The organism is Epilithonimonas sp., from assembly GCF_036780765.1.
GTDB lineage: Bacteria > Bacteroidota > Bacteroidia > Flavobacteriales > Weeksellaceae > Epilithonimonas.
Window position 1 is genome coordinate 485,386 of sequence record NZ_DAIQCG010000002.1, and the last position, 25,079, is coordinate 510,464.

General features: G+C 35.1%; 19 protein-coding genes. 4 read left to right on the top strand and 15 right to left on the bottom strand.

The window, feature by feature from the left end:
- Positions 1-94: 94 nt before the first annotated feature.
- The 4 genes from V7P73_RS05715 to V7P73_RS05730 all read right to left on the bottom strand — a co-directional run bounded on the left by V7P73_RS05715 (position 95) and on the right by V7P73_RS05730 (position 5,087).
- Positions 95-1,546 carry an LptF/LptG family permease gene (locus V7P73_RS05715; protein WP_333851966.1) on the bottom strand — a complete coding sequence of 484 codons (1,452 nt, stop codon included), beginning with the start codon at positions 1,544-1,546 and terminating at the stop codon, positions 95-97.
- A 172-nt stretch (positions 1,547-1,718) separates the two neighbouring features.
- A complete protein-coding gene (locus tag V7P73_RS05720; protein ID WP_333851967.1) occupies positions 1,719-3,344 on the bottom strand; it encodes an NADP-dependent glyceraldehyde-3-phosphate dehydrogenase in 1,626 nt (541 codons plus the stop codon).
- Positions 3,345-3,497: 153 nt separating this feature from the next.
- Positions 3,498-3,881, bottom strand: a complete 384-nt coding sequence (locus V7P73_RS05725; RefSeq protein WP_333851968.1) for a DoxX family protein — start codon at positions 3,879-3,881, stop codon at positions 3,498-3,500.
- Between the two features lie 447 nt (positions 3,882-4,328).
- Complete coding sequence (locus V7P73_RS05730) at positions 4,329-5,087, bottom strand: hypothetical protein (protein ID WP_333851969.1); 759 nt, start codon at positions 5,085-5,087, stop codon at positions 4,329-4,331.
- Positions 5,088-5,197: 110 nt separating this feature from the next.
- On the opposite strand from V7P73_RS05730, the gene V7P73_RS05735 reads away from it, so the two are divergent.
- Positions 5,198-6,241 carry a TIR domain-containing protein gene (locus V7P73_RS05735; RefSeq protein WP_333851970.1) on the top strand — a complete coding sequence of 348 codons (1,044 nt, stop codon included), beginning with the start codon at positions 5,198-5,200 and terminating at the stop codon, positions 6,239-6,241.
- Positions 6,242-6,387: 146 nt separating this feature from the next.
- Here the strand turns inward: V7P73_RS05735 and V7P73_RS05740 are convergent, their stop codons facing one another.
- Positions 6,388-8,373, bottom strand: a complete 1,986-nt coding sequence (locus V7P73_RS05740) for a urocanate hydratase (protein ID WP_333851971.1) — start codon at positions 8,371-8,373, stop codon at positions 6,388-6,390.
- A gap of 265 nt (positions 8,374-8,638) precedes the next feature.
- On the opposite strand from V7P73_RS05740, the gene V7P73_RS05745 reads away from it, so the two are divergent.
- On the top strand, positions 8,639-9,028 hold the full coding sequence (locus V7P73_RS05745; protein WP_333851972.1) for an acyl-CoA thioesterase: 390 nt from the start codon (positions 8,639-8,641) through the stop codon (positions 9,026-9,028).
- Positions 9,029-9,062: 34 nt separating this feature from the next.
- Here the strand turns inward: V7P73_RS05745 and V7P73_RS05750 are convergent, their stop codons facing one another.
- The 7 genes from V7P73_RS05750 to rlmN form a co-directional block, all read right to left on the bottom strand.
- Complete coding sequence (locus tag V7P73_RS05750) at positions 9,063-9,353, bottom strand: hypothetical protein (RefSeq protein ID WP_333851973.1); 291 nt, start codon at positions 9,351-9,353, stop codon at positions 9,063-9,065.
- Between the two features lie 68 nt (positions 9,354-9,421).
- Complete coding sequence (locus V7P73_RS05755; RefSeq protein ID WP_333851974.1) at positions 9,422-10,396, bottom strand: 2-hydroxyacid dehydrogenase; 975 nt, start codon at positions 10,394-10,396, stop codon at positions 9,422-9,424.
- Positions 10,397-10,470: 74 nt separating this feature from the next.
- The gene (locus tag V7P73_RS05760; RefSeq protein WP_333851975.1) at positions 10,471-11,148 is read right to left on the bottom strand and encodes a DedA family protein; all 678 of its coding nucleotides are present in this window, start codon (positions 11,146-11,148) and stop codon (positions 10,471-10,473) included.
- Positions 11,149-11,242: 94 nt separating this feature from the next.
- Entirely contained in the window at positions 11,243-12,520 is a 1,278-nt protein-coding gene (locus tag V7P73_RS05765) for a replication-associated recombination protein A (RefSeq protein ID WP_333851976.1), read from the bottom strand.
- Positions 12,521-12,625: 105 nt separating this feature from the next.
- Positions 12,626-13,603 carry a polyprenyl synthetase family protein gene (locus V7P73_RS05770; protein ID WP_116032113.1) on the bottom strand — a complete coding sequence of 326 codons (978 nt, stop codon included), beginning with the start codon at positions 13,601-13,603 and terminating at the stop codon, positions 12,626-12,628.
- A gap of 257 nt (positions 13,604-13,860) precedes the next feature.
- Positions 13,861-14,739 carry a hypothetical protein gene (locus tag V7P73_RS05775; protein WP_333851977.1) on the bottom strand — a complete coding sequence of 293 codons (879 nt, stop codon included), beginning with the start codon at positions 14,737-14,739 and terminating at the stop codon, positions 13,861-13,863.
- A gap of 66 nt (positions 14,740-14,805) precedes the next feature.
- Positions 14,806-15,840 carry a 23S rRNA (adenine(2503)-C(2))-methyltransferase RlmN gene (rlmN, locus tag V7P73_RS05780; protein ID WP_333851978.1) on the bottom strand — a complete coding sequence of 345 codons (1,035 nt, stop codon included), beginning with the start codon at positions 15,838-15,840 and terminating at the stop codon, positions 14,806-14,808.
- Between the two features lie 319 nt (positions 15,841-16,159).
- Here rlmN and V7P73_RS05785 point away from each other — a divergent pair, with 319 nt between their 5' ends.
- Positions 16,160-18,415, top strand: coding sequence for a GAF domain-containing protein (locus V7P73_RS05785; RefSeq protein WP_333851979.1), 2,256 nt, complete (start codon positions 16,160-16,162; stop codon positions 18,413-18,415).
- Here V7P73_RS05785 and V7P73_RS05790 read toward each other — a convergent pair whose 3' ends face one another.
- Positions 18,416-18,871: a DUF5063 domain-containing protein gene (locus tag V7P73_RS05790; RefSeq protein WP_333851980.1), complete on the bottom strand. Its 456-nt coding sequence runs from the start codon at positions 18,869-18,871 to the stop codon at positions 18,416-18,418. It abuts the gene before it with no gap.
- Positions 18,872-18,877: 6 nt separating this feature from the next.
- Entirely contained in the window at positions 18,878-20,080 is a 1,203-nt protein-coding gene (locus V7P73_RS05795; protein WP_333851981.1) for a Pycsar system effector family protein, read from the bottom strand.
- A gap of 371 nt (positions 20,081-20,451) precedes the next feature.
- On the opposite strand from V7P73_RS05795, the gene V7P73_RS05800 reads away from it, so the two are divergent.
- Positions 20,452-24,129: a metallophosphoesterase gene (locus V7P73_RS05800; protein ID WP_333851982.1), complete on the top strand. Its 3,678-nt coding sequence runs from the start codon at positions 20,452-20,454 to the stop codon at positions 24,127-24,129.
- A gap of 10 nt (positions 24,130-24,139) precedes the next feature.
- On the opposite strand, the gene V7P73_RS05805 is transcribed toward V7P73_RS05800, so the two are convergent.
- Complete coding sequence (locus V7P73_RS05805) at positions 24,140-24,997, bottom strand: hypothetical protein (RefSeq protein WP_333851983.1); 858 nt, start codon at positions 24,995-24,997, stop codon at positions 24,140-24,142.
- Between the last annotated feature and the right edge of the window lie 82 nt (positions 24,998-25,079).

The window sequence follows — 25,079 nt, forward strand, 5'->3', positions numbered from 1 at the left end:
AGCTTCAGATTTTTCTTGCACGAAGATAATACTAATAAATATATGGTGTACATTATCAATATAAATTAATATTATTAATTTTCGATAAGATTAATTACTGGTAGCGTTCATGTTCTTTTGGTTTTGCAAATTTATCAATAATAGGCTTGAACAAGGCTTTGTATTTTTCGATATCAAATATTTGAGAATCTGTAAGCGCTTTATAGGTTAGCCATAAACTAAAAGGTAATAAAACCATATTCGGAAGCCAAGCTGCAAGATAAGGATCCATAGCGCCTTTCCAGGATAAATTTTCTACGGTAAGGTTCAGGACATAAAAAATGATGAAAATAATTATGGAAATAACTACTGGCAGTCCCATTCCTCCTTTTCTAATGATAGAGCCGAGACTCGCACCAATTAAAAAGAAAATAATACAAGTGAAAGAATAAGATACGATACGCTGTTGATAAAGCACAATCTTATTATGCAGTTTTACAGTGTCATTGATGGCGTTTTCGCTGGACTCTACGCTGGCTTTCAAAGCATCAATCTTGTTATAGGCGTTCCAAAGAACTTCCAGTTTTTTATCTTTTTTAAGCGTGTCTATTTTGTAAGGTTCTTTTATTTTGTCCTTAGTTTTCGTTTTGTCGATATATTCCACATAATTATTAGTCTGTGAAATAATAGGCGACGCAATAGAATTAATTGTAGCAATGTTTCCTTTTCTATTTTTTTCTAGAGTTTCATTGACTTCTGTATAAGTTTGGAAGCGGTAATCATCCGTAATTTTTTCTTTTTCGATAGCATTATTAATTAATTCACTGATGTCAAAGTGATTAACCAAACTGTCAAATTTTATAGACTGATTTGGCTGTTTTTTTCTTTCTTCATAAGGTTTGTTTGTGATGTTATCTGTGAAAACGTAACCTTTGTAGAGAATTAATTTCAAATAATTTTTATCAATAGCAGGCGCAAATTTTCCTGTTGTAGCAATAATCGTCTGTTGATCATCGTATGGACTTGCATTTTTATGAAGAAAAACGCCTTCTAGTTTCTCGCCATTCTCTCCGGAAATTTTATCAAATTTTACAGAATAACCCGAGATTTGGTCTATAAAAACCCCCGGCGTAAAGTTAATAGCAGGTTTAGAAGAGATGATATTGAACATCATATTCTTCGCTTTTCTCTGAAAATCCGGTATGACATTATTTGAAAACAAAAACAAAATCCCGGCGAGAAAAGAAACTGTGACAAAAAGTGGTAACATTACCCGAACAAGCGAAATTCCGGCGGCTTTCATCGCTGCAAGTTCGTATCGCTCTCCAAAATCTCCGAAAGTCATAATCGAAGAAAGCAAAATCGTAAGCGGCAAAACCATACTCACAACATTGATTCCCAGATAAAAAAGAAACTTAGAAATTTCCCAGTAAGTAAGACCTTTTCCCGTCAGTTGTGACATCTGCGTCCAGATAATGTTTACAATAAAAATAAAGAACAATACACTGAAGATGAACAGAAATGGTCCGAAAAAAGTCTTGATTATATATTTATCTAATTTTTTCAATTCAGAAATTTAGACTTCAAAAATACTGTAAAAAAAGCAATACTGAAATTGATTAAGTAATTTTAGGAATATTTTAGAATTAAATCTAAAAAAAACTGCATTGATTAATTGCGGTTTTAGTCTAATGACAATAAAAGTTTATTTTCTATTCCTCTATTATCTCAAAGTCTTGTTAAAAAATATAATCGGTACTCAGGAAGTTAGAATCGTGGTCTCTTACAATCGTGTTCAAGAGTTCTTTGTTGGAATCAGTTACTTTTGCAGCAACCAAAGAACGGATTGAGAAAGATCTCAATGCATCAAAAACAGATAATGTTCCTTCTGCGCTATCTTTTCTTCCTGTAAATGGGAAAACGTCTGGTCCACGTTGCGCCTGGCAATTGATGTTTACACGACTTACCAAATTCACAAAAGGATCAATCAATTTAGAAACTTCCAAAGCATCTTCACTAAAAATACTGACTTGCATCCCGTGATCTGCATTCACTTGATAATCGATTGGTTCTTCAATTGTTTCAAATGGCACAACCGGAATCACTGGACCAAACTGCTCTTCGTGATACAATTTCATTTGGTCATTTACAGGATAAACCACAGCTGGAAAAACAAAAGAAGCTTCATTATAACCGCCATTTTCATTTAATACTTTTGCGCCTTTTGAGACTGCATCAGCGATACATTCTTCCAAATAAGGTGGCTTGTTTACTTCAGGAAGTGGCGTGATCTTCACATCTTTTTCCCAAGGCAATCCACCTTTCAAAGCAGAAACGGCTTCTGTCAATTTCTTTGTAAATTCCTCAGCAACATCTTTCTGAACGAAGATTAGTTTCAATGCTGTACAACGTTGCCCATTAAATGATAATGATCCTAAAATAATTTCACTAACAGCAATATCCAGGTTGGCATTTTTAGTGACGATGGCTGCATTCTTCGCATCAAGACTTAGGATTGCTCTCAGTCTGTTCACTTTTGGATGAAGTTTTTTCAAACCATTGGCTACCTTACTAGAACCGATGAAGGCCAGAACATTCACTTTTCCACTTTCCATAATTGGTGTGATGATTTCTGAACCTTTTCCATACAATGTGTTCACCGTTCCTTTTGGGAAGGCTTCTTGGAAAGCTTTCAATAAAGGATAATGTGCGAGAACACCGTGTTTTGGTAATTTGAACAAAATTGTATTTCCCATAATCAAAGCAGGGATCAACGTTGTGAAAATCTCATTCAATGGGTAGTTAAAAGGTCCCATACTCAAGACAACTCCAAGTGGAGCTCTTCGGATTTGAGCAATAGTTCCTTCTGCTTGTTGGAAACGGGAAGATTCTCTGTCAAGGTCTTTCAGCGCATCGATGGTTTGGTTGATGTAATCTACGGTTCTGTCAAATTCTTTGGTAGAATCGGGGAGGGTTTTGCCAATTTCCCACATCAATAGTTTAATGACCAGATCGCGTTCTTTAATCATTAGACCAACAAACTTCTGCATACATTGGATTCTGCCTTCTACAGACATCGTTGGCCATTCGCCAAGTCCGTTGTCATAAGCTTTTACACAAGCATCCAAAACATCCAACGCTTCTTTTGGTCCGATATTCGGGATGCTACCTAGAAGTTTTCTTTCTAGTCCGTTTTCTGTCGGGATGCAAACTGGCGAATAGATTTCAGTAACGTCACCGTTCCATTGAACCAATTCTCCATTCAGAAGATATTCTCTTTGATGGATGACGGGAATTTTATATTCTTCCGGGATTTCGCTTTCAGATTTGAATAAATTGTTGAAATTGCTTTGTGCTGAACTCATAGTTTTTTGTTTAATGTGAAATTAAATTCGATTTCTCGAAGTATAAATTTAGAGTTTAAAATTGGTTTTAGAAATAGCCGAATTATTGATTTATTATATTCGAAAATAAAAAACTCAACTTTAAAGCTGAGTTGATAATTAATTCAAATCTTATTAATCTGTTGCTTTGATTGCCCATAATAATAACAAAGGCTGCATAAATAATCTAGCCAGTCTTTTATGATCTGTATTGAGACCAAAAGCATTTCTTCTTTCCTTGTATTGCGTATAATTTCCTGGGAAAACGGCAGTGAAAAATCCGGCCGCGATTTTTCCCATTAATGATTCGTACTTTTTAGGTGTGGCAATGATAGCTGTTCCTAATGCGATTTCTGCGATACCCGAATATATAACAGTATCATCCTTTTCCAACGGAACCCATTCCGGGACTTCTGCCTGAAATTCTTTTCTCCCGAATGTGAGGTGTGCAATTCCTGCAGAAATCAACATTGCACCTAATCCGTATTTTGCGATGGTTTTGATTGTACTTGCTTCCATAATGAATGATTTTTATGAAAGAGGTTCAAGAATGGTTCCAAAACTTGTGAAACTTGAACCACAAAAGTCACAAAAGTATATGTACAGCTCTACTGAATTTTTGTATGTTCTGTAGTTTATATGACTTTGATGTTCTGTCGCTTTACACTTTACGTGTCCAAATCGTGCATTTGTTGGCTTTGAATTTTGGAAGTTTGATGGCTATTTTTCTTCTAAATTTTTTATGGTTTACGAAAACTTTAACTATTAGTGATTTCGGTTTTGTAGATTTGAGAATGTAAATTATTGATAAAACTTGCCTAACGTATTTTTTTAATTACAATCAATCCGTAAATCTACTTCTTTAAAGTAATATCATCACTCTTTCATTCGATTGTTGGAAGCAGCGTCTTTGCCTTTTGAAAAGAAGATATCCATCCCGAAAAGCGTTAAAAACCACTTGCTTTCTTACAAATGAAAATACTGCGGATCTGGATACTGGAACTCAAAGTCTAATTCCTGAATCATTTTCTTGGGCGAGATGGTTCTGTCTTTTTTGGCTCGCTCGCCGGAGTAGGGAAGTCCTTTCTGAGCATTGATCACTTCTTCTTTGCTGGGATGGATGGGCGCTACGATATTATAAACCTTGGATTGGGATTTTTGCTCCAGCATTTTCTCGATAACAGTGCAAATATCCGCGTAATGGATGTGGTTTACCAACTGATCGAGATTGGAGATGCTATAGTTCTTGAGCAGTCTCTCATCGCCCATCAAGCCTGCTAATCTCAGGATATTGGTTTGGGGGAATCTTTCCAGAATGAAGCTTTCGCTTTCCACTTCCTGTGCTGGCAGGTCATCTTCTCTAAATTCCCTTTCGGTTTGCGGATAAACGCCCGTAGAGCTGGTGTAAAAAACTTGACCTTTGTAATCGCCGAGAAAATGGAGGAGGTTCTGGCGTTTGTCATTCATCAGAATCTGTGCGCCTCGAAGTCCGGAAAACGGAACGCTGATGATGATGGCGACCAGATCTTTGGCGACTTCCCAAGCTTGCATCTCCGCATCCAACTCGTTGGGGAAACTGACCAGCGTGGCGTGGTAGCCTTTGGTGTTGAGGTCTTGCGCTTTGGCAGGTGTGGTAGTGGTAGCGAAGATGTGGTATCTGTCAGACAGTTTTTCTGCGATGCGACTTCCGAGCCAGCCGAAGCCGATGATTCCTAGGTTTTGCATTGTTGGGATTTTGTGGAGGTAAATTTATTGAATCTTCTCGTTCGAATAGTTATGTTTATGAGGAAATAAGTCTAGCTATAACCTATATTTGCGTACTTAAATATTTTATGATGAAAATATTCATATCTCACTCTTCTAAAAATTCGAAATTTGGACAAGCAATTGTTGATTTACTTTTATCTGTTGGTGTGAGTAGTAACCAAATAATTTTTACAAGTAATGATGCTTTTGGTATTCCAAATGGTAAAAATATCTTCAACTGGCTTAAAGAAAGGATAACTGAAAAACCTCACGTTATTTATTTACTATCACCTGAGTATTATTCTAGTATTGCTTGTTTAAATGAAATGGGTGCAGCTTGGATAATTGAAAATCAGCACACGATTATTTTTACACCCCAATTCAATTCATCAAGCCCAGAATTTCAAAATGGAGCTCTCGACCCTAGAGAAATGGGTTTTAAAATTAATAATGTTGATAGAATAACAGAGTTTGTTGAGTCCTTAAAACAATATTATAGTATTTCTACTAATCCTGTTTTAATAAATCAAAAAATACGAAAATTTATTGAAGATGTAAATAATATTGAAAGTCAGAACATAATTAAGCCTATCACAAATAGATCTCGAGATGTCAATATTTCTGATAAAGAAATATTAGAAAGCAAATTGATAGAAGAGCCATTAAAAAAAAGTGTTGAGCTTAAAACCGAATCTAATCAAGTAAATAAATTTTTCAAAGATCTTCAAGAAGATAAATTAAAAGATGAAGAAATTCTTCTTTTACATTATGTTAACGATACTGCACGATATAAGCTAGGTGTTGGATGGAAAAGCACAGGGGAAATTGAAAATATTAAAGTGTGGGAAGATGTTAATTCTTTAAATTCAAAATTATCAACAAGCTATGATGATATTATGCGTAGGTATGATTTTAAAAAATTAACTGAAGTTTCAGAATTTACAAGTAGTGGTAACCCGAGAGAGGTTATTCTCATTCCTGACTTAAGAGAATTGCTATTAGATCTACCTACGGATATTTTATCGCAAATCAAAAAAGTAGCTGATAGAAATCCAAAAATAATATCAAGTCCATCTCGAAATTTTGGATCGGTAGAGGAGGAGGAGGAAGAAGAGGAAGATTTACCTTTTTAATTATAGGTTTTGTTAAGTTAAAATTACAAAAACCCGCCATAGCAGGTTCTTCTATGTTATGTCATTACTAGCTAAGCGAAGTAATCTATTGGAGTTATCATGATCAATTCACCAGATTGCTTCGTCATTCCTCCTCGCAATGACGTCTAAAACAAACTCTCATCCACGAAATTCGGCAATGTAACTTTCAAATTCGGTTCCGCTTCCATTGCTCTTTTGATGGCGAAAACGGCACCTTCATTTCTTGCCCAGCTTCGTCGGGAAATTCCGTTGTTGACATCCCAGAACAGCATCGATTTCAGCCTTCGGTCGGCATCATCACTTCCATCGAGCAGCATCCCGAAACCACCGTTGATCACTTCGCCCCAGCCAACGCCACCACCGTTGTGGATAGAAACCCAGGTCGCCCCACGGAAACTGTCGCCAATCACATTGTGAATCGCCATATCTGCCGTAAATCTCGAGCCGTCATAAATATTGGAAGTCTCTCTGTACGGCGAATCCGTCCCCGAAACATCGTGATGATCTCTACCCAAAACCACCGCCCCGATTTCTCCGTTGGCAATGGCTTTGTTAAAGGCTTCTGCGATTTTCATTCTGCCTTCCGCGTCGGCATATAAAATTCTCGCCTGCGAGCCCACAACCAGATTGTTTTCCTGTGCACCTTTAATCCACTGAATATTGTCTTTCATCTGCTGCTGAATTTCCTCGGGAGAATTTTTAATCATTTCCTCTAAAACCTGGCAGGCAATTTCGTCTGTTTTCTGTAAATCTTCAGGTTTTCCGCTGGTACAAACCCAACGGAACGGCCCGAAACCATAATCGAAACACATTGGTCCCATAATATCCTGAACGTAAGAAGGATATCTAAACTCTCTTCCCAAAGTCGGATTTTCTGCCATTACATCGGCTCCGGCTCTTGATGATTCCAGTAAAAAAGCATTTCCGTAATCGAAGAAATAGGTTCCTTTTGCTGTATGTTTATTGATGGCGGAAGCGTGTCTTCTCAAGGTTTCCTGAACTTTTTCTTTGAACAATTCAGGGTTTTCTGCCATCATCTTGTTGGATTCCTCAAAGGTTTGTCCGACCGGATAATAACCGCCTGCCCAAGGATTGTGAAGCGATGTCTGGTCTGAACCTATGTCGATTTTTAAATTCTCGGCGTCGAATTTCTCCCAAACCTCAACAATATTTCCAAGATAAGCCAGAGAAACCGTTTCCTTATTTTCCTGAGCTTTTCTCACTCTTTCTACCAAGTCATCCAGATTTTCGTGGATTTCGTTGACCCATTTCTGGTCGTGACGGATTTTGGTAATCTTGGGATTCACTTCTGCAATCACGGTAACGCAACCTGCAATATTTCCTGCTTTTGGCTGAGCTCCGGACATTCCGCCCAATCCTGAAGTTACGAACAATCCGCCTTTTGGTTCTTTATTTATTTTTCTGAAAGCATTCAAAACGGTAATCGTTGTTCCGTGAACAATTCCCTGCGGACCAATGTACATATATGATCCAGCCGTCATTTGTCCGTACTGCGTCACACCCAAAGCGTTAAATTTTTCCCAATCATCCGATTTAGAATAATTTGGAATCATCATTCCGTTCGTCACAACCACTCTCGGTGCGTCTTTGTGTGAAGGAAACAATCCCATTGGATGCCCGGAATATATTGTTAATGTTTGTTCGTCTGTCATTTCAGACAGATATTTCATCGTCAATAAATATTGCGCCCAGTTTGAAAACACTGCGCCATTTCCACCATAAGTAATCAATTCGTGCGGATGTTGCGCCACTGCATAATCCAGATTGTTCTGAATCATCAGCATAATCGCTTTTGCCTGCTCCGATTTTCCCGGATATTCCGCAATATCTCTCGCTTTCATCTCATAATCCGGACGGAAACGGTACATATAAATTCTTCCGTATTTCTCCAGTTCTTCCTTAAATTCCGGTAATAATTCTGCGTGAAACTTAGGATCAAAATAACGTAAAGCGTTTTTCAGAGCGAGTTTTTTCTCTTCATCTGTTAAGATTTCTTTACGTTTCGGAGCGTGATTGATATTGGTTTCGTATGGTTTTGGCTGAGGTAATTCCGTTGGAATGCCTTGTTGTATTTGTTGTTGAAAAGTCATTATATAGTTGATGGTTGTTTATTGGTTGTTGATGGATTCTTTGTGGTTTTAAAGATATTCAAAATGAAAAACATCCGCAAAACGTTTATAATAATTTGTTAAAACCTATATTTGCATCTGTAAAAAAGGGTGAATCGCGTGTGTAATTCACCAACTGTGATCTGTATTTACATAAAGTCGGATCCCCGAATTTTTCACGATTTGAAGTAGAATTCTTTTCAGTTTTCTATTAATTTCAATGTTTAATTTTAATTCTAAAAAAGAAATGAATTACGAAACCCAGATCCAGGAATCTGAAACGCATGTTTTCAAAGTTGTCTTTCCTAATACAACCAATCATCACAAAACCATGTTCGGAGGAAAAGTGATGGAAATGATGGATGAAGTGGCTTTTATGACTGCTACTCGATTTGCTAGAAAATCATTTGTAACCGTAAGCTGTGACAGAATCGATTTCAAGAAACCCATTCCTGCAGATACTTTAGTGGAACTGATTGGAAAAGTGAAGTATGTAGGAAATACGAGTGTAAAAGTAAATGTCGAAATTTTTGTTGAAGAAATGTATGCTGATACTCGTGAAAAGGCTGTTTCGGGAGATTTTACTTTAGTTGCAATTGATGAAAATAAAAAACCTTCCAGAATATTTGAAAACTAAAACAAAAAACCTTACTGAAAAGTAAGGTTTTTGTTTATTCAATGTCGTCGTTTTGTTCTTCGTGGTCGTCCTCGTTATCGCTTTGGCTATAATAATTATTTTCCTCGTCTGGAAGATGGTCTGTAATCTGGTCGAAATTATCATCATCTTCAGCGCCTGGAACGTCTAATCCAAAAGGCATTTCGTCATTCACTTGGGCTGGATTTTTGATTGGATTTCCATCACCATCAATTGGAATATGTTCTTCTCGGTTGAAAATATCTTCGCCTGGATTGTAATCCAAGTCTTCCAAATTTTTCTCGATGTTATCTTTTGGTGTGCTCATAATAATATATTTTTTGGTTAATGATCTACACTCAAATTTGATTCCAAGATTTGAAGTTTAGAAGTTAATTATTCATAAACTTTTGGATTTACAATGGTTGGCATTTTTTCATCTTTTGAAAATGCAACGATATTTTCTGATGCTAATTTTGCCATTCCATTTCTGGCTTCAATCGTTGCGGAACCAATGTGCGGAAACACACAAACATTCGGAAGTTGGAGCAAAGGATTTGTTTTATCCATCGGCTCTGGATTAGTAACGTCTAAACCTGCACCCCAGATTTTTCCTGATTTCAGAGCTTCAAGCAAATCAGTTTCATTATGAAAACCACCTCTAGCTGTATTGATGAAAATCAAATTTGGCTTCATTTTTTCAAACACCGATTTGTTGAATAAATCAGCTTGTTCCGGCGTATAATTGGCGTGGATGCTTATGATATCTGATTGTTGAGTCAATTCATCAAAAGAAACATATTTGGCATCGAGTTCTTTTTCAGCTCGTTCATTATGACTTCTGTTGTGATAAATGATGTTCATACCGAAAGCGGCTTTGCATTTTTCTGCCATTTCAAAACCAATTCTGCCTAAGCCTAAAATTCCCAAAGTTTTCCCATATAACTCTTGACCGAGCTCTTCTAAAGTATCAAAATCTTTCCAGTTTCCAGATTTTACCTTTTCGATGTTGTAATTGGCTTTTCTGGAAACCATTTGCATTAAAAGAAATGCGACGTCTGAAGTAGCTCTGCTTAGAACATCTGGTGTATTTCCAATAGGGATTTTTCGTTTTGTAGCTTCAGCAATATCGACTTGGTCAAAGCCTACTGAAAAAAGTGCGATGGCTTTTATATTAGGGCAAGCATCAAAAAACGCTTTGTCGTACTTATTTTTTCCGCCAACACTTAGAAGAATATCTGCCTTTTTACATTTTTCCAGCCATACTTGGTGGGTTGGATGTTCTGTTTCCTGTGTTATAATTTCCAGATTATTTTCTTTTAAAATATCAATTCCGATTTGTGGAATTCTTTTGTTGATGAATACTTTCATTTTAATATTTAGATTTAAATAAAAAAACCGGAAATAGCTCTCCGGTTTATATGTTTTATTATTATAATCAAAAATTATTCCTGTGTTGGTCTGTCTTTGTCTTTTGAGAAAAAGAATTTGATGATGATTGGTAAAGTAGTTACCAAAACGATAATCAGAACAATGATTTCTAGTTTTTTCTTCAAATCTATTCCGAATTGGTCCAAGAATAATTTGTCCAGATAATGACCTGCGTAAATCATAATGTATGACCAAAGTATTGCGCCAACGACATTGTATAAGAAAAATTTCTTTTTGTCCATTTTCACAATTCCTGCAACGATGGGAGAGAAGGTTCTCACAATCGGGAGAAATCGGGATAAAATAACGGCAACTGTTCCGTGTTCTTCAAAGAAATCGTGTGCTTTGAAAAGGTATTTTTTCTTGAAAAGCAAGGTGTCTTTTCTCTCATACAACAATGGCCCACTTTTGTAACCAAACCAATATCCAACCTCGTTTCCGATGATTGCCGCAATCGCGACAGCTGTCGCCAAAATCGTCGTATCCAGAAAATCTGAACCTGTTGTCCCAAAAGTGGCATCAATGATTTTCACAGCATAAATTCCGGAAATGAAAAGTAAACTATCTCCTGGCAAGAAAAAACCAATGAAAAGTCCGGTTTCTGCAAAAATGATAAATAAAATAAGCCAAAATCCACCCAAATGGATGTAAAATTCAGGGTTTAATAAGTCTTTCCAGCTTTGGTATTCCATAAAAATTAGTTATCTCTCTTGCGCAAATATATTAAAAGCAAATTGAAATAGTTGACTTAAAAAATGATTTTATGATTATTTAACGAAAGCTTTATTAATCGTACTTGTCGCCCCATTTATCTTTGAGCTGTTCCTTGATTTTTTTCTCGGTAGAATTGTTTGCGGGCTGGTAAAATGCTGTACCTTTTATTTCGTCCGGAAGAAATTCTAAATCCACAAAATTGCCTTCGTAAGAATGGGCATATTGATACTCTTTTCCGTAATCTAAATCTTTCATCAATTTGGTTGGAGCATTTCTAAGATGAAGTGGAACAGGGAGATTTCCAGTTTTCTTCACAAAAGCCATTGCTTCATTAATTGCGCTGTAAGTCGAATTACTTTTCGGAGATACAGCAAGATAAACTGCAGTTTCACTTAGAATAATTCTAGCTTCCGGATTTCCGATGACGTTGATTGCTTGGAAACAATTGTTTGCCATTACAAGTGCATTGGGATTTGCGAGACCAATATCTTCGGCTGCTAAAATCATCATTCTTCTTGCAATGAATTTGATGTCTTCACCGCCAACCAACATTCTGGCTAACCAATAAACAGCGCCATTTGGGTCAGAACCGCGCATCGATTTGATGAAAGCTGAAATGATATCGTAATGTTGTTCTCCATTTTTGTCATACAAAGCCATATTTTCCTGAAGAACAGAAAGAACATCTTTGTTGGAGATTTTGTTTTTCTTGGCTGATTTGAATTGATTCAGAACCAATTCTATGGAATTAATCAATTTCCTCGCATCACCTCCCGAATATTGAATAAATGCTTCTTTTTCCTCAAGATAAAACTTAGTATTATTAATTTCATTATACTTTGAAACACTGATGTCTGCTAATTCTTCCAGTTTTTCAAAAGTCAAAGCTTTTAGGATATAAACCTGCGAACGTGAAAGCAAAGCTGAAACAACTTCAAAACTTGGATTTTCTGTAGTTGCTCCAATCAGAACAATCCAGCCTTTTTCAACTGCGTGAAGCAAAGAGTCCTGTTGAGACTTGTTGAATCTATGAATCTCATCAATGAACAAAATTGGGCTTTTACCAGAAAAAAGATTTTGCTTTTTAGCTTCGTCAATAATGTCTCTTACATCTTTTACACCAGCGGAAACTGCTGATAATTTGTAGAATTTTCTTCCAGATTTTTCAGAAATAATTTCTGCTAAAGTCGTTTTTCCAGTTCCTGGCGGACCCCAAAAAATAAGAGAATTAATGGTGTCATTATCCAGCATTCTTTTAATAGTTCCGTTTTTTCCTGTGAGATGTTCTTGACCTAAAACATCATCCAGAGTTTTTGGACGTAGAATTTCGGCAAGTGGAGAATTGTTCATATCCCAAAATTACGGAATTAAAATTTTCGGAGGAATTAAATTATACTAAAAACCCTTTCAAAGTTCTAAACTTGGAAAGGATTGATTTTTATTTTAATGTAAATTCTATAGCTTTCTGCTAATCACGTAATCCAGCATTAGTTTCAGCGATTCTTTAGCTTCATTATCAGGAAATTCAGCAAGAATGTCAAGTGCTTTTTGCTGGTAATCTTTCATTGTTTTGATAGCATAATCCATTCCGCCCGAAGACTTCACAAATTCTACCAGTTCACGCACTTTTTTGGAATCGTTATTATAACGCTTTATCGTTGCAAAGTATTTTTTGTAATTCTCAGGACTTGCATTTTTCAAAGTATAAATCAACGGCAAAGTCATCTTCTGTTCCTTGATATCGATTCCGACAGGTTTTCCGATGATATTGCTCGTTTGATAATCAAAAAGGTCATCTTTGATTTGGAAAGCCATTCCTGTGTAAGTCCCAAATTCCTGCATTTTTTTCGCAGTCGCTTCATCCACACTATTTGATAAAACACCAACTTCGCAACACGCTGCAATCAAAGTTGCAGTTTTTTGACGGATGATTTCGTAATAAACATCCTCTGTAATATCCAGTTTTCTGGCTTTTTCCAATTGAAGCAATTCGCCTTCAGACATTTCTCTGATGGTTCTGGAAATTACAGCTAACAAATCAAAATCCTTGTTGTCTGTAGAAAGAAGAACCGATTTTGAAAGCAGATAATCGCCCACCAAAACCGCAATTTTATTCTTCCAAAGTGCATTAATAGAAAAGAAATTTCTGCGCTTAAAACTCTCATCCACAACATCATCGTGAACCAAAGTCGCTGTATGAATCAGCTCAATCATACTCGCACCACGGAATGTTTTTTCATTCACATTTCCGACCAATTTTGCGCAGAGAAAAACAAACATCGGACGCATTTGTTTCCCTTTTGTCGTCACAATAAAACGCGTGACTTTGTCCAACAGCGCCACATTACTTTTCATCGATTCGTAAAACTTTTGTTCAAAAAGTTTCATTTCGTCAGAAATCGGAGCTTTGATTAGTTCTACTGTATTGGCCACTGTTCGCGTTTAAAAATTATATTTTTGGAGCAAGACGATTAGGTTTCTTTTCACTTTTTCAACCCGCTGTCCGTTGCAATCTTTTTTTACAAAAAAGGATTTCCACTACCATCGGGGCTATGTTGAGGATTTGTCTTTCGTCTCACCGGAAAAACTGTTGTAAAAATATCAAGAATTCTGAAATATCAAAGCATCAGATACAGCTTAATATTCAAATGATGATATCTTACATCCAATCTATTATTCTACAAATATAATTATTCTAAATCTTCAAAAGGAATAAAATAAAGACTTTGAGGTACTTTTTTGATTTTAATACTGAATCGTTCTCCCGAAATGTAAATTCCCTTTTCAGTTGCAGTAATTCCTTCGATTTGCCCGACATTGTAAGCTCTTCCAAGAGAATATTTTTTTAGAGGCTTATTAAAGAAAAGATTTCCAGCTTCATCTTTCTCGAAAATCATCATATAAACCGAAGCTTTTTTTGTGTAACCAACAACGTATAATTTGTTTTCAAAAACCGAAGCATCTGTCACAACAAAACCTGTATCAAAACTCTCGAGTTTTTTTGCTGGTTGATTTTCTGTCAGATTTTTATTAATGACATAATGTGAAACAGTATTTGTAATCCATTCTTTTGTAAATAGATGAATATTTCCTTCCAAGAAAATCATTGCTTCTGCATCAAAATTATTATTGATGTTTTTCGGTGTGAAATCGTTTTGTTCAGGATAAAAAAAGGGAATGGTTTTAATCGAATCAACAATCAAAGAATCATTTCTGAAAGGAATTTGATAAACCTTCAAATCTTTTCTTGTTCCCAGATTATTCCCAAATTCTCCAACGTAGAAATTTTCTCCGTCATTCGTAATTGCTTCCCAGTCAATATTTTTAAGTCTAGTTTGAAAAGTCTTTTCAATGTAAGAACTTCCAGCTTTTATTTCAAAAATTTCACTGGTGTTTCCGCTGTCATTGAAGGAAAATAATCTTCCGTCAATATTGGTTAAACCAGAACTTTCTCGCAAAGAATCACTTAAAACAGCAATTTTATATTTTTTGAGATTTAATGATTGAGTTTTCTGAGCCGAGATTTGAAAACTTAAGAAAACAAATAAGATGTAAAAAATCTGTTTCATATTTCGTAAAAATAAGAATTGATTTTTTGAAAGTGAAATTTAATGAATTAAAGTATTGTTAAAGAATTACTCCGCTGTTTTATTCGCCAATTGTCCACACGCCGCGTCGATGTCGCTACCACGACTTTTTCTAACAACGATTGTGATTCCTGCTTTTTCCAATTCACGGACATATTTTTGTTCAGCTTCAATACTTCTATGGTCAAATTTTCCTTCTCCAATCGGATTGTATTGGATTAGATTCACCTTGCTTGGAACTTGTCGGCAATATTTGATTAAAGCTTTGATATCTTCGTCTCTGTCGTTGATTCCTTTCCAAACACAGTATTCAAAAGTAATTGGAGAACCTGTTTTCTGATACCAATATTGAAGCGAATCCATAATATCAGTCAATGGAAATTTCTCAGAAAAAGGCATTATTTCGTTTCGTTTATGCTCAATTGCGGAGTGAAGAGAAAGTGCTAATTTTACTTTCAGTTCTTCATCAGCGAGCATTTTTATCATCTTCGGAATTCCGGATGTTGAAACAGTGATTCTTCTTGGCGACATTCCTAAACCGTCTGGTTTTGTGATTTTATGAATAGCTTCTACAACGTTTTTATAATTCATCATTGGTTCGCCCATACCCATAAACACGATGTTTGTGAGTGGTCTATCAAAATAGAGTTTACTTTGTCGGTCAATCAGTGCAACTTGGTCTACAATCTCTGCAACTTCCAGATTTCGCATTCTTTTCAGTTTGGCTGTTGCACAGAATTCGCAGTTCAGCGAACATCCAACTTGAGAAGAAACGCAGGCTGTACTTCTGGACTCAGTAGGAATTAAAACAGATTCTACCATCAATCCATCGTGAAGCTTGACGCCATTTTTTATTGTTCCGTCCGTTGATTTTTGTAATAAATCAACAGCAATTGGGTTGATGAAAAAATCACGCGAAAGATTATCACGAAGATTCTTAGAAAGATTCGTCATCTCATCAAAAGAATGCAGATTCTTGCTCCACAGCCAATCATAAACTTGCTTGGCACGAAACGGTTTGTCGCCAATTGTGCTGAAGTAATCTTTGAGTTGATCGAGGGAAAGTGTGCGGATATCTTTCAATGTATTCTGAAAATTTTTGCAAAGATACGTTTAATGTAACAATTTAAAAATCCAATAATGAAACGATAGATATATCTAATAATCTTGAATTTTTGTAAATTTAAAAGATAATTTCTAAGCTAAGTTTTAGATTGATAATTGATTACATTATAATAATTAAGTTTGATAAATTTAGATTAAGGTATTATTAATTTAGAATCGACTTTATTAATATATTCATAATTATTACATTTGCATTGATTTTTACCCGATGAAGTTTCAAACCTTTTACGATAGCCCATTCATACTGAATTTTTCCTTCGAAAAACTTATTCAAAAAATGGAAGCAGAAGCTTCTGATGATCCAGAATATGCGCTTTCACATCAGAGGATTTTGGAAAAGACAAAAGAGTTTCCAGAACTTATAAATGGCATCAAGAATCTTGATTTCTTCGAGGAAAATGAAACATTGATGAAGGAACTTTTGCGAGACCTTTTCCCACCAATGTTGACAGGAAACGAAATCAAAGCTATTGGTTTTCCTTTTTATAATTTCTTTTTCAATCCTACACAGCGTTTTCAGAATATCCTTAAAAATGCTGGCGAAAATTTTGATATGTTCATCAAAGGTCTTGACCCGCATCGCTTTTATGTGATGAGCTGTTGCATTATTCTGAGAAATTTTTACAATGTTCCGCTTAATTTTTCGATGCCTTTTATTTTCGATATTCCGAATGAAGAAAGTGTTGTGAATCATTATCGTTTTCTGAATAATGTTGATTTCATCGATGTTAATCCATTGGAGAATTTCAAAAGATTGACAGAAGAAGAGATTACTGAATTACTGGATAATTTTGAGGATTACGAACTTTGGAAAGAAAAATTCCCCTCAAAAAGTTGGGAGCTGAAAGGTTTTGCTGTCGTTAATTTCTTTGATGCAACAACGGAAATTGCCGTTTCTAATCTCAAAACTAAACTTATTAATCTTGAAGATGATGAAAACCTAAAATCGGAATTGAACAAGATTTTCCGTTCTATTTTTCAGGTTCCTGACTTGGAATTGGGTTATACATCAATCAACCACGAAGAAAATAAATTTGTGAAAACGCCTGTCAATAGTGTGATTGATAGTTTTATTCTCTCAGGATTCAATCATTCTAAAAATGAATTGCTTTGCGAAAAGAACTTCAATGCGTTGGTAGAATCCAGAAAATATTTCAGCATTTCCGATTTTGAAAAAATTTACAAAGAGTTTCCGGACAGTGATTTTGCAAAACAATTCTACGACGCTGGAATCAAAAGTGCGATTTTTGCTCCAATTATAAAGAATAAAAAAGTTCTTGGAATTATTGAGCTTGTTTCTAGAAAAAAAATGCTGAACAGCATCAATGCTCAAAAAATGGAAATCGTAATGCCTTATCTGGAAGATACGATGGACAGGCTTTACGACGGCATAGAGACAAGAATCCAAGCAATTATCCAAAGAGAATACACATCGATACATCCCAGTGTTTATTGGAAATTCCGACAAGAAGCGGAACGCCATATCGGTTTTTACAGAGAAGAATTTGATTTGCCTTACCGAAAGATCACTTTCGAGAATCTGACACCACTTTTTGGACAAACGGATATCAGAAACTCTTCGGTGTCGAGAAATTTGGCAATTAAAAAAGATTTAGAAATTAATCTGATGCTGATTTCTGATGTTTTTAAAAATCTGAGTTCTGACAATGATTTGGAATCAATTAATTTAAAATTGATTCATTTTCAGGAATTGTTGGCTAAAGATTTGAAAGCCGATACAGAAAGTCAGGTTCAGAATTTTATTCATCAAGAGGTTCATCCTTTATTGGAATCAATCAAACTTCAAAACGTTAATTATAATCAAATCGTTACAGATTATCATAAACAATTAGACTCTAAAACTGAATTGGTTTACAATTTCAGAAAGAAATTTGATGATAGTTTGTCTTCGGTTAATAAAACCTTAGCAGACATTCTGGATAAGCGTCAGGAAGAGCAACAGCGCAGATTTCCGTTTTATTATGAGCGTTTCAAAACCGATGGAGTAGAGCATAATATGTATATTGGTTCGTCCATTGAACCAGATTTGACTTATGACCCGATTTTCTTGAAAAACCTACGTTTGTGGCAATTACGTGTGATTTGTGAAACTGAATTAAAATATAAGCATTACAGAGAATCGCTGGATTATTCTCTGGATGTTTCGTCTTTGATTTTGGTTTATAGTACGCCAATCAGCATTAGATTTAGGATGGATGAAAAACGTTTTGATGTGGACGGAAGTTACAATGCGCGCTACGAAATGATTAAAAAACGTATCGATAAATCATTGGTCAAAAATTCGGATGAACGTATTACGCAACCTGGAAAAATCAGTATTATCTATTCTCAGGACAGAGAACGTGAAGAATATTTGAAATTAATCAAAATCCTTCAAGACCAAAATGTACTTTCAACAATAGAAGAATTGGAAGTTGAAGATTTACAAGGGATTAATGGTTTGCGAGCTTTGCGCGTTGCTGTGAATTATGACGCGAAGAATGTGGATTATGATTTTGTGGAAGGGATTTAATTATAAGTTATTTTTTTCATTCAAATAATTGAGCAGACCTAAAATGTGAGATTTTGTATGGTTTTTAAAAATGAACTTAAAAAACCAGATTCCATCATTATAACTATTGTTTTCAAGTCTCCACTTTACTTCTAGTAAATCAATAATAATATCACTTAAATCATCAATAGCATCTCCTAAAACAATTTCTACTTCTGGATTTACAATATTAGATGGATTTAAAACAACATTATAAAAGCCAAATTCAGGAAAATTAGATTTTATATTTTCCTGAATATTTTGATAATTTGAATTGTCAAATTTTGAATATTCACTATCATCAAAATTATAATTGTATTGGAAATAAGAATTATAGATTTGGATTAAATTATGTTCCAAATCGTTTTCTTTTTTGACAATATTAGATTCTAAACCATATTTGGTTATATTGTTAATTATATTTAATAATTTTTCCATTCAATATCAACCCATCACATTCCAAAAAGCCGTTACAAAAGCAATTACAGAAGCGATAATTCCTACTGTGAAAACGGTGTAAGTCAACCTCAATAACTTATATTTTCTATTCAAGACAATTCCCAGATAATATAGGTCTTTTATCATTGTATCGTAGAGATATTGTCGGTCGTTCATCATTTCTTTCATAGCCCAAAGATATTCTTCCAAAGGCATTTTGTAGAAGTTTCCAAAGAATAAGAGATTCACTTTTTTTTCTTCGATTTCCTTTCTGGTAAATGTTCCGCTGGAGACTTTTGGTCTTGTGGACATTATTGCGAGAATAATACACGCAACACTGAACATAATCATTACAAATGATGGAATTACAAGATGAGCATTTCTTGGCGCGTCTAGTTTTGGAATCAGTGTTGACAAGGCGATAGAAATAATAATGGCGTTGACAGAAAGTAAGATATTTGCTTTGCTGTCAGCAATTTGGCTCAGTTTTGTGTGGTTGTTAAGCGTGATTCTGAACATTGTCTCGATTCCTCTTTCCGGAGATTCCAGTTTTTCCAGTTTCTTTTTGTTCAGAAGTGCTTTATCTTTTTCCAGACTGCTTTTTTCTTTTTTCTCTTCCTTCATATTTTTGATGGACGAAAGTATTTTTTCAACATTTTTTTCCTTTTCAGGCTGCCAGTTTTCTTTAGCGAATTTGGTATAGAATTGATGCTTGGCAAAAAAAGTAATATTCAGTTCCGCCCATTGCAGTTTACTGAATTTTTGATGATGAACTTCTTTGATTTCCTGTCTCAGATTCTCACAAATTCTGAAATAATCATCCGAAGCCAAATGATACAAATCCGCATCTTTTATGATTTCTTCCAGATGATTTTTTGGTCTGTAGAACTTGTCTGTAGCGAGAATTAATTCGCCAATTTTCTGGATTCTTTCCTCACTGAATTGATTTTGTCTCAAAAAATCCTGAATTGCTTTTCTGCTTTCTTCCTCGTGATTTTCGCAGTCGCTGATGTAGCCCAAATCGTGAAACCAACCTGCCAGAATCAGATTTTCTGTGTCTTCGGGACCAACGTTTTCTTCTTTTGCAAGGATTTTTATCTTATCTACAACCTGAATCGTGTGGTCAAGATTATGATAAGTGTAAGTAGAAGATAATCTATCTTTGAATAAATTTTTAACGTAATCTTCCGAAATTTTCAAAATATCCATAAAAGCAATTTGAAACAAATTTAAGAAAGTATTTATAGCTTATTAATTTTAATTTTGTTAAATATTGTTAGAGTTTCAGTAATTTCGTGACTATTGTAATCAGAATTGTCAGGCTGAGCTTGTAGAAGCCTCTAACTTAAACCTCAAATTTTATTTATGGCAGCTTAATCCGCCTTCCGCTCCCAATCTTTTTTGCAGAAGATTTCAGATTCAATAGAACTTAAGTATGAGCAAAAAAGGATTTCCGCTCAAGTCGGGCTGCAGATTCAACATTATAACAATATTGATTATAAAAATACAATTTTTGTCATTGACTACGTCGAATCAGTGATTTCCGTAGGAATCTTGACATAGATTAACCAGATTAACTTATGAAATATATATATCAATTTTTTTTCTCAATAATAATCTCAATCACGGCAATTTCCTGCGCAGTTCAAAACGCTAACTACGGAAAAAATGCCAAAGATTTTGCCAAAAATCCAACGATAAAAGATAGCATCATTCACACTTTTTATCTCGTTGGCGACGCAGGAAATCTTGACCAAGATAAAGCTTTCCATAATATGAATATTCTGAAAGATTCATTGTCCAAAGCTTCAGAAAACAGCACGTTGATGTTTCTCGGCGACAATATTTATCCAGTCGGAATGCCAAAAAAAGATGATGAAAACAGAGGTTTGGCAGAGAAAAAAATGGATAACCAAATTTCATTATCCAATCAATTCAAAGGAAAAACGATTTTCATTCCTGGCAATCACGATTGGTATAACAACGGAATCAAAGGTCTGAAGCGAGAAGAAGATTATGTCATAGAAAAGTTAGGCGACAAATCTGCTTTCGCACCAAGAAACGGTTGTCCTATCGAAACCAGAAAAATCAACAAAAAACTAACTTTGATTTTGGTGGATACAGAATGGGTTTTAGCCAATTGGGATAAAAATCCTGGCATCAATGAAAAATGTGATATCAAAACCAGAGAAGATTTCTACACAGAAATCGAAGACCAACTGAATAAAAATCAGAATAAAACAATCGTAGTTGCAACGCATCATCCTTTGATTACAAACGGTTCGCACGGTGGAAAATATTCTTGGGAGAAACAGATTTTTCCTTTAGAAAATAAATTTCCACTTCCGGTTTTAGGCTCCGTTATCAATTTAACAAGAGCAACTGGCGGAATCACGCATCAGGATATCAGCAATCAGAATTATAAAAAATTATCGAACCGACTGAAAACTTTGATTGGCGGACGAAAAAATGTAATTGTAGTTTCCGGTCACGATCATAATTTGCAATATATTGAGCAAGGCGACATCAGACAAATCGTGAGCGGAGCTGGTTCTAAAACCGAATCTGCAAAAGCAGTCGGAGCTAATGACTTTTCATTCGGGAAAAATGGTTATGCTGAACTGAAAATTTCAAATTCTGGAAATGCGGAAGTGAGTTTTTACAACCTTAATCCTAAAAAATCGGAATTGCTTTTCAGAAAAACGGTTTTGGAAAACGAACCGAAAATCGCAAGAGATTATCCTAGTCAATTTCCTCAAAATAAGGAAGCTTCGATTTACGATTCTACAATGACGAAGAAAAGCAAATTTTACGAGTTTCTTTGGGGAAAACATTACCGCGAATATTATTCGAAAAAAATCAATGCAAAAAATCTGGAATTGGATACATTATTTGGTGGTGTAAAACCTGATAGAGCAGGAGGCGGACATCAAACCAAATCGCTTCGTCTGGAAACCAAATCAGGGAACGAATATGTGATTCGGGCACTTAAAAAAAGTGGTGTTCGGTTTTTGCAGGCTGTCGCTTTTAAAAACCAATATGTGATTGATGATTTTTCGGATAGTTATGCGGACAAATTTTTGCTGGATTTTTACACGACTTCGCATCCTTACACGCCTTTAGTAATTGGCGGAATGGCTGATAAATTGGGAATTCGGCATACAACGCCACAATTATTTTATATTCCAAAGCAACCTGCTTTAGGAAACTTCAATGAGAATTTTGGCAATGAAATGTATTACCTAGAGGACCGACCGATGGAAACTGAAGAAAACCCGAACAAAGTCCTCGGAACAGACGAAGTGATTTTGAATCTTGCCAAAGACGAAAAGTACAAAATGGACGAAAAAGCGTGGATAAAAGCACGTTTGTTTGATATGTTAATTGGCGATTGGGACAGGCATCACGACCAATGGAAATTCGAATTCAGAAAAGAAAATGGCAACGTGATTTACAGCCCGATTCCGAAAGACAGAGACCAGGCTTTTGCAAAATATGACGGTTTTATTACAGGAATTTTGATGGAATTTCCAGAACTGAAGCATATGCAGACTTTTGATAATGAAATTGAAAGTGTGAAGTGGTTTAACCGTGAACCTTATCCATTGGATTTGATTTTCGCAAAAAATTCTAATGGAAAAGATTGGCAGGATGTGGCAGAATTTATTCAAAATCATTTGACTGAAAATGACATTAGAGAAGCTTTTAAAAATCTTCCAAAAGAGGTTCAGGACAAAGTTTCGGAAGATTTGATTCAGAAACTGCTGACGAGAAAAAACGACCTTCAAAAATATGCTTCGGTTTATTTTAAAATCCTTCAAGAGAAAGTGATTTTGACCGGAACCGACAAAAAAGACAAGTTTGTAGTTACCAGATTACCCAATAACGAAACCGAAATCAAAATCATCAGACTGAAAAAATCTGGCGAAGAATTGCAATCGTCCAAGCTTTATTCGGGCTTGATGACAAAAGAAATTTTGCTGTATGGATTAGATGATGATGACGAATTTGTAGTAGAAGGTAATCAAAAATCAAGTATTAGAGTTAAACTTTTAGGAGGCTTGGATAACGATAAATACACGGTTTCCTATTCCAAAAAAGTGACGATTTACGATTATAAAAGTAAACCGAACAACTTTGAAAATAAAGGAAACGCAACTATGAAATTGACTGATGATTATGACATCAATCAATATAATTACAGAAATGCAAAATACAATGTTTTTACAACATTTATGGACTTTAATTTCAATCCGGATGATGCTTTGGCAATTGGTTTCAACGCAGATTATACTGTGAATGATTTTATCAAAAATCCGTATTCTCAGAAACATCATTTTACAGCCAACTATTTCACAGGAACCAAAGGTTATGAATTGGCTTATCAAGGTTTGTTTCCTTTATTAAAAGGCAATTGGTTTTACGGTTTGGATACAAGAGTGACAAGTTCACATTATATCAGGAATTTCTACGGAATCGGGAATGAAACGGTTAATCCGAAGGAAGAATTTGGAGATCGCTTTAATAATGTTAGAGCTCGGGAATTTGGATTTTCGCCATCTATCAATTGGAACAAAAATGCATCAACTTTCTCTGCAAAACTGAATTACGAAATTCTGAAAGTCGACAGAACAGCCAACCGTTATATTTCAGTTCCAGGTGTTATCAATGATGATGTTTTCAATTCAAAACAGTTTGGTGGAGCAGATTTGTTATTCAATTATGAAAATTATGATAACAAAGCGAATCCAAAATTAGGAATGAAGTTCGATATCAGAACGGTTTGGAATATGAATCTTCAAAATACAGATAGACAATATACTTCACTCGAAACAGGGCTTGGTTTTCTGCATTATTTGACGCAAAATCAAAAATTAGTTTGGTCTTCTTATGCGAAAGCAAAATGGCTTTTCGGAAATGATTATGAGTTTTATCAAATGGCAACTTTAGGCGGAAGCAAAGATTTGAGAGGTTTCCGATTTAATCGTTTTTATGGGAAGAATTCTTTCTACCAAACTTCTGATTTGAGATATGAAGTTGGTAAAATCACGAATTCAATTTTACCTTTGAGCTATGGATTTTTCGGTGGATTTGATTTGGGTCGAGTTTGGAACCCGAATGAAAATTCCAACAAATGGCACAATTCATACGGCGGTGGATTTTGGCTGAATGCAGTTGACGCTATCTCTGCAAATCTTTCTTATTTCACATCTTCTGATGGCGGAAGATTGGTTGTTGGGATTGGTGGGACTTTTTAGGCGTAAATTATTATAGTTTCAATTGATAAAGATTTCCAGAAGATTTTTTACTACCTTCATCCGTCATCAAAATTGTATTTTCATCCTTAAAACAAAGACCTTCTTTTTGTGTATGATGATTTAATTCAATTTTTTCGACTTTTCCGGATAGGAAGTTATTGCCTTTCCAATTGGTGAAAATCCAAACTTTATCTGAGCTTAAAATGGCAACTTTATCTTTATTTGGGCTAATGTCTGCACTTGTCACAGCACAATTATTGAATTGTTCACAAGTCACAAAACTTCCGATTTTTTTTGCAGGTAATTTCTGAGTTGAATTATTCTCAACTTCATATAAAACAGTTGTCCCATCAAATTTCGAGCTTCTGTTTTTTGTGAAAAGATAAAATTTGTTGTCATGGATAAAGAAAGATTCTACATCAAAAATCCGGTCTTTTTTCTTTGGCGGAAATTCTGTTTGCTCGGGATAATAAAACTGAACAATAGATTCTGCTTTAGCTTCATCTTTATTAAGGTCAGCAGCGTTTATTTTATAAATGGCTAAGTTCTGTCTTTCGTTATCATTATTTCCAAAATCTCCGATATAAATATTGCCTTCATCATCAGAAGTCAAATCTTCCCAATCGTTATTTTCAACATTTGTGATGGTAATAGATTTGATTAATTCTCCTTTTTCATTAAAGCCAAAAAGAATATTATGATTATGATTATCTTCAATCGTCCAAATCAAAGGCGATGCTTTTGAGATTTCACAAGCCGAAGCTTCTTTCAATTTCTTTGGAAGGTTTGCCAATGTTGAAAAATTTTCCTGAGTCTGGGAACAAGAAAATGTTATGGATAATAATGCTAAAAAGGAAAGTGCTTTCATAGGATGAAATTAGATAAAATATAAGAAATAAAAAAATGCACAACTGCAAAAGTTGTGCATTCTTTTTTTTGAAAATTCCAAA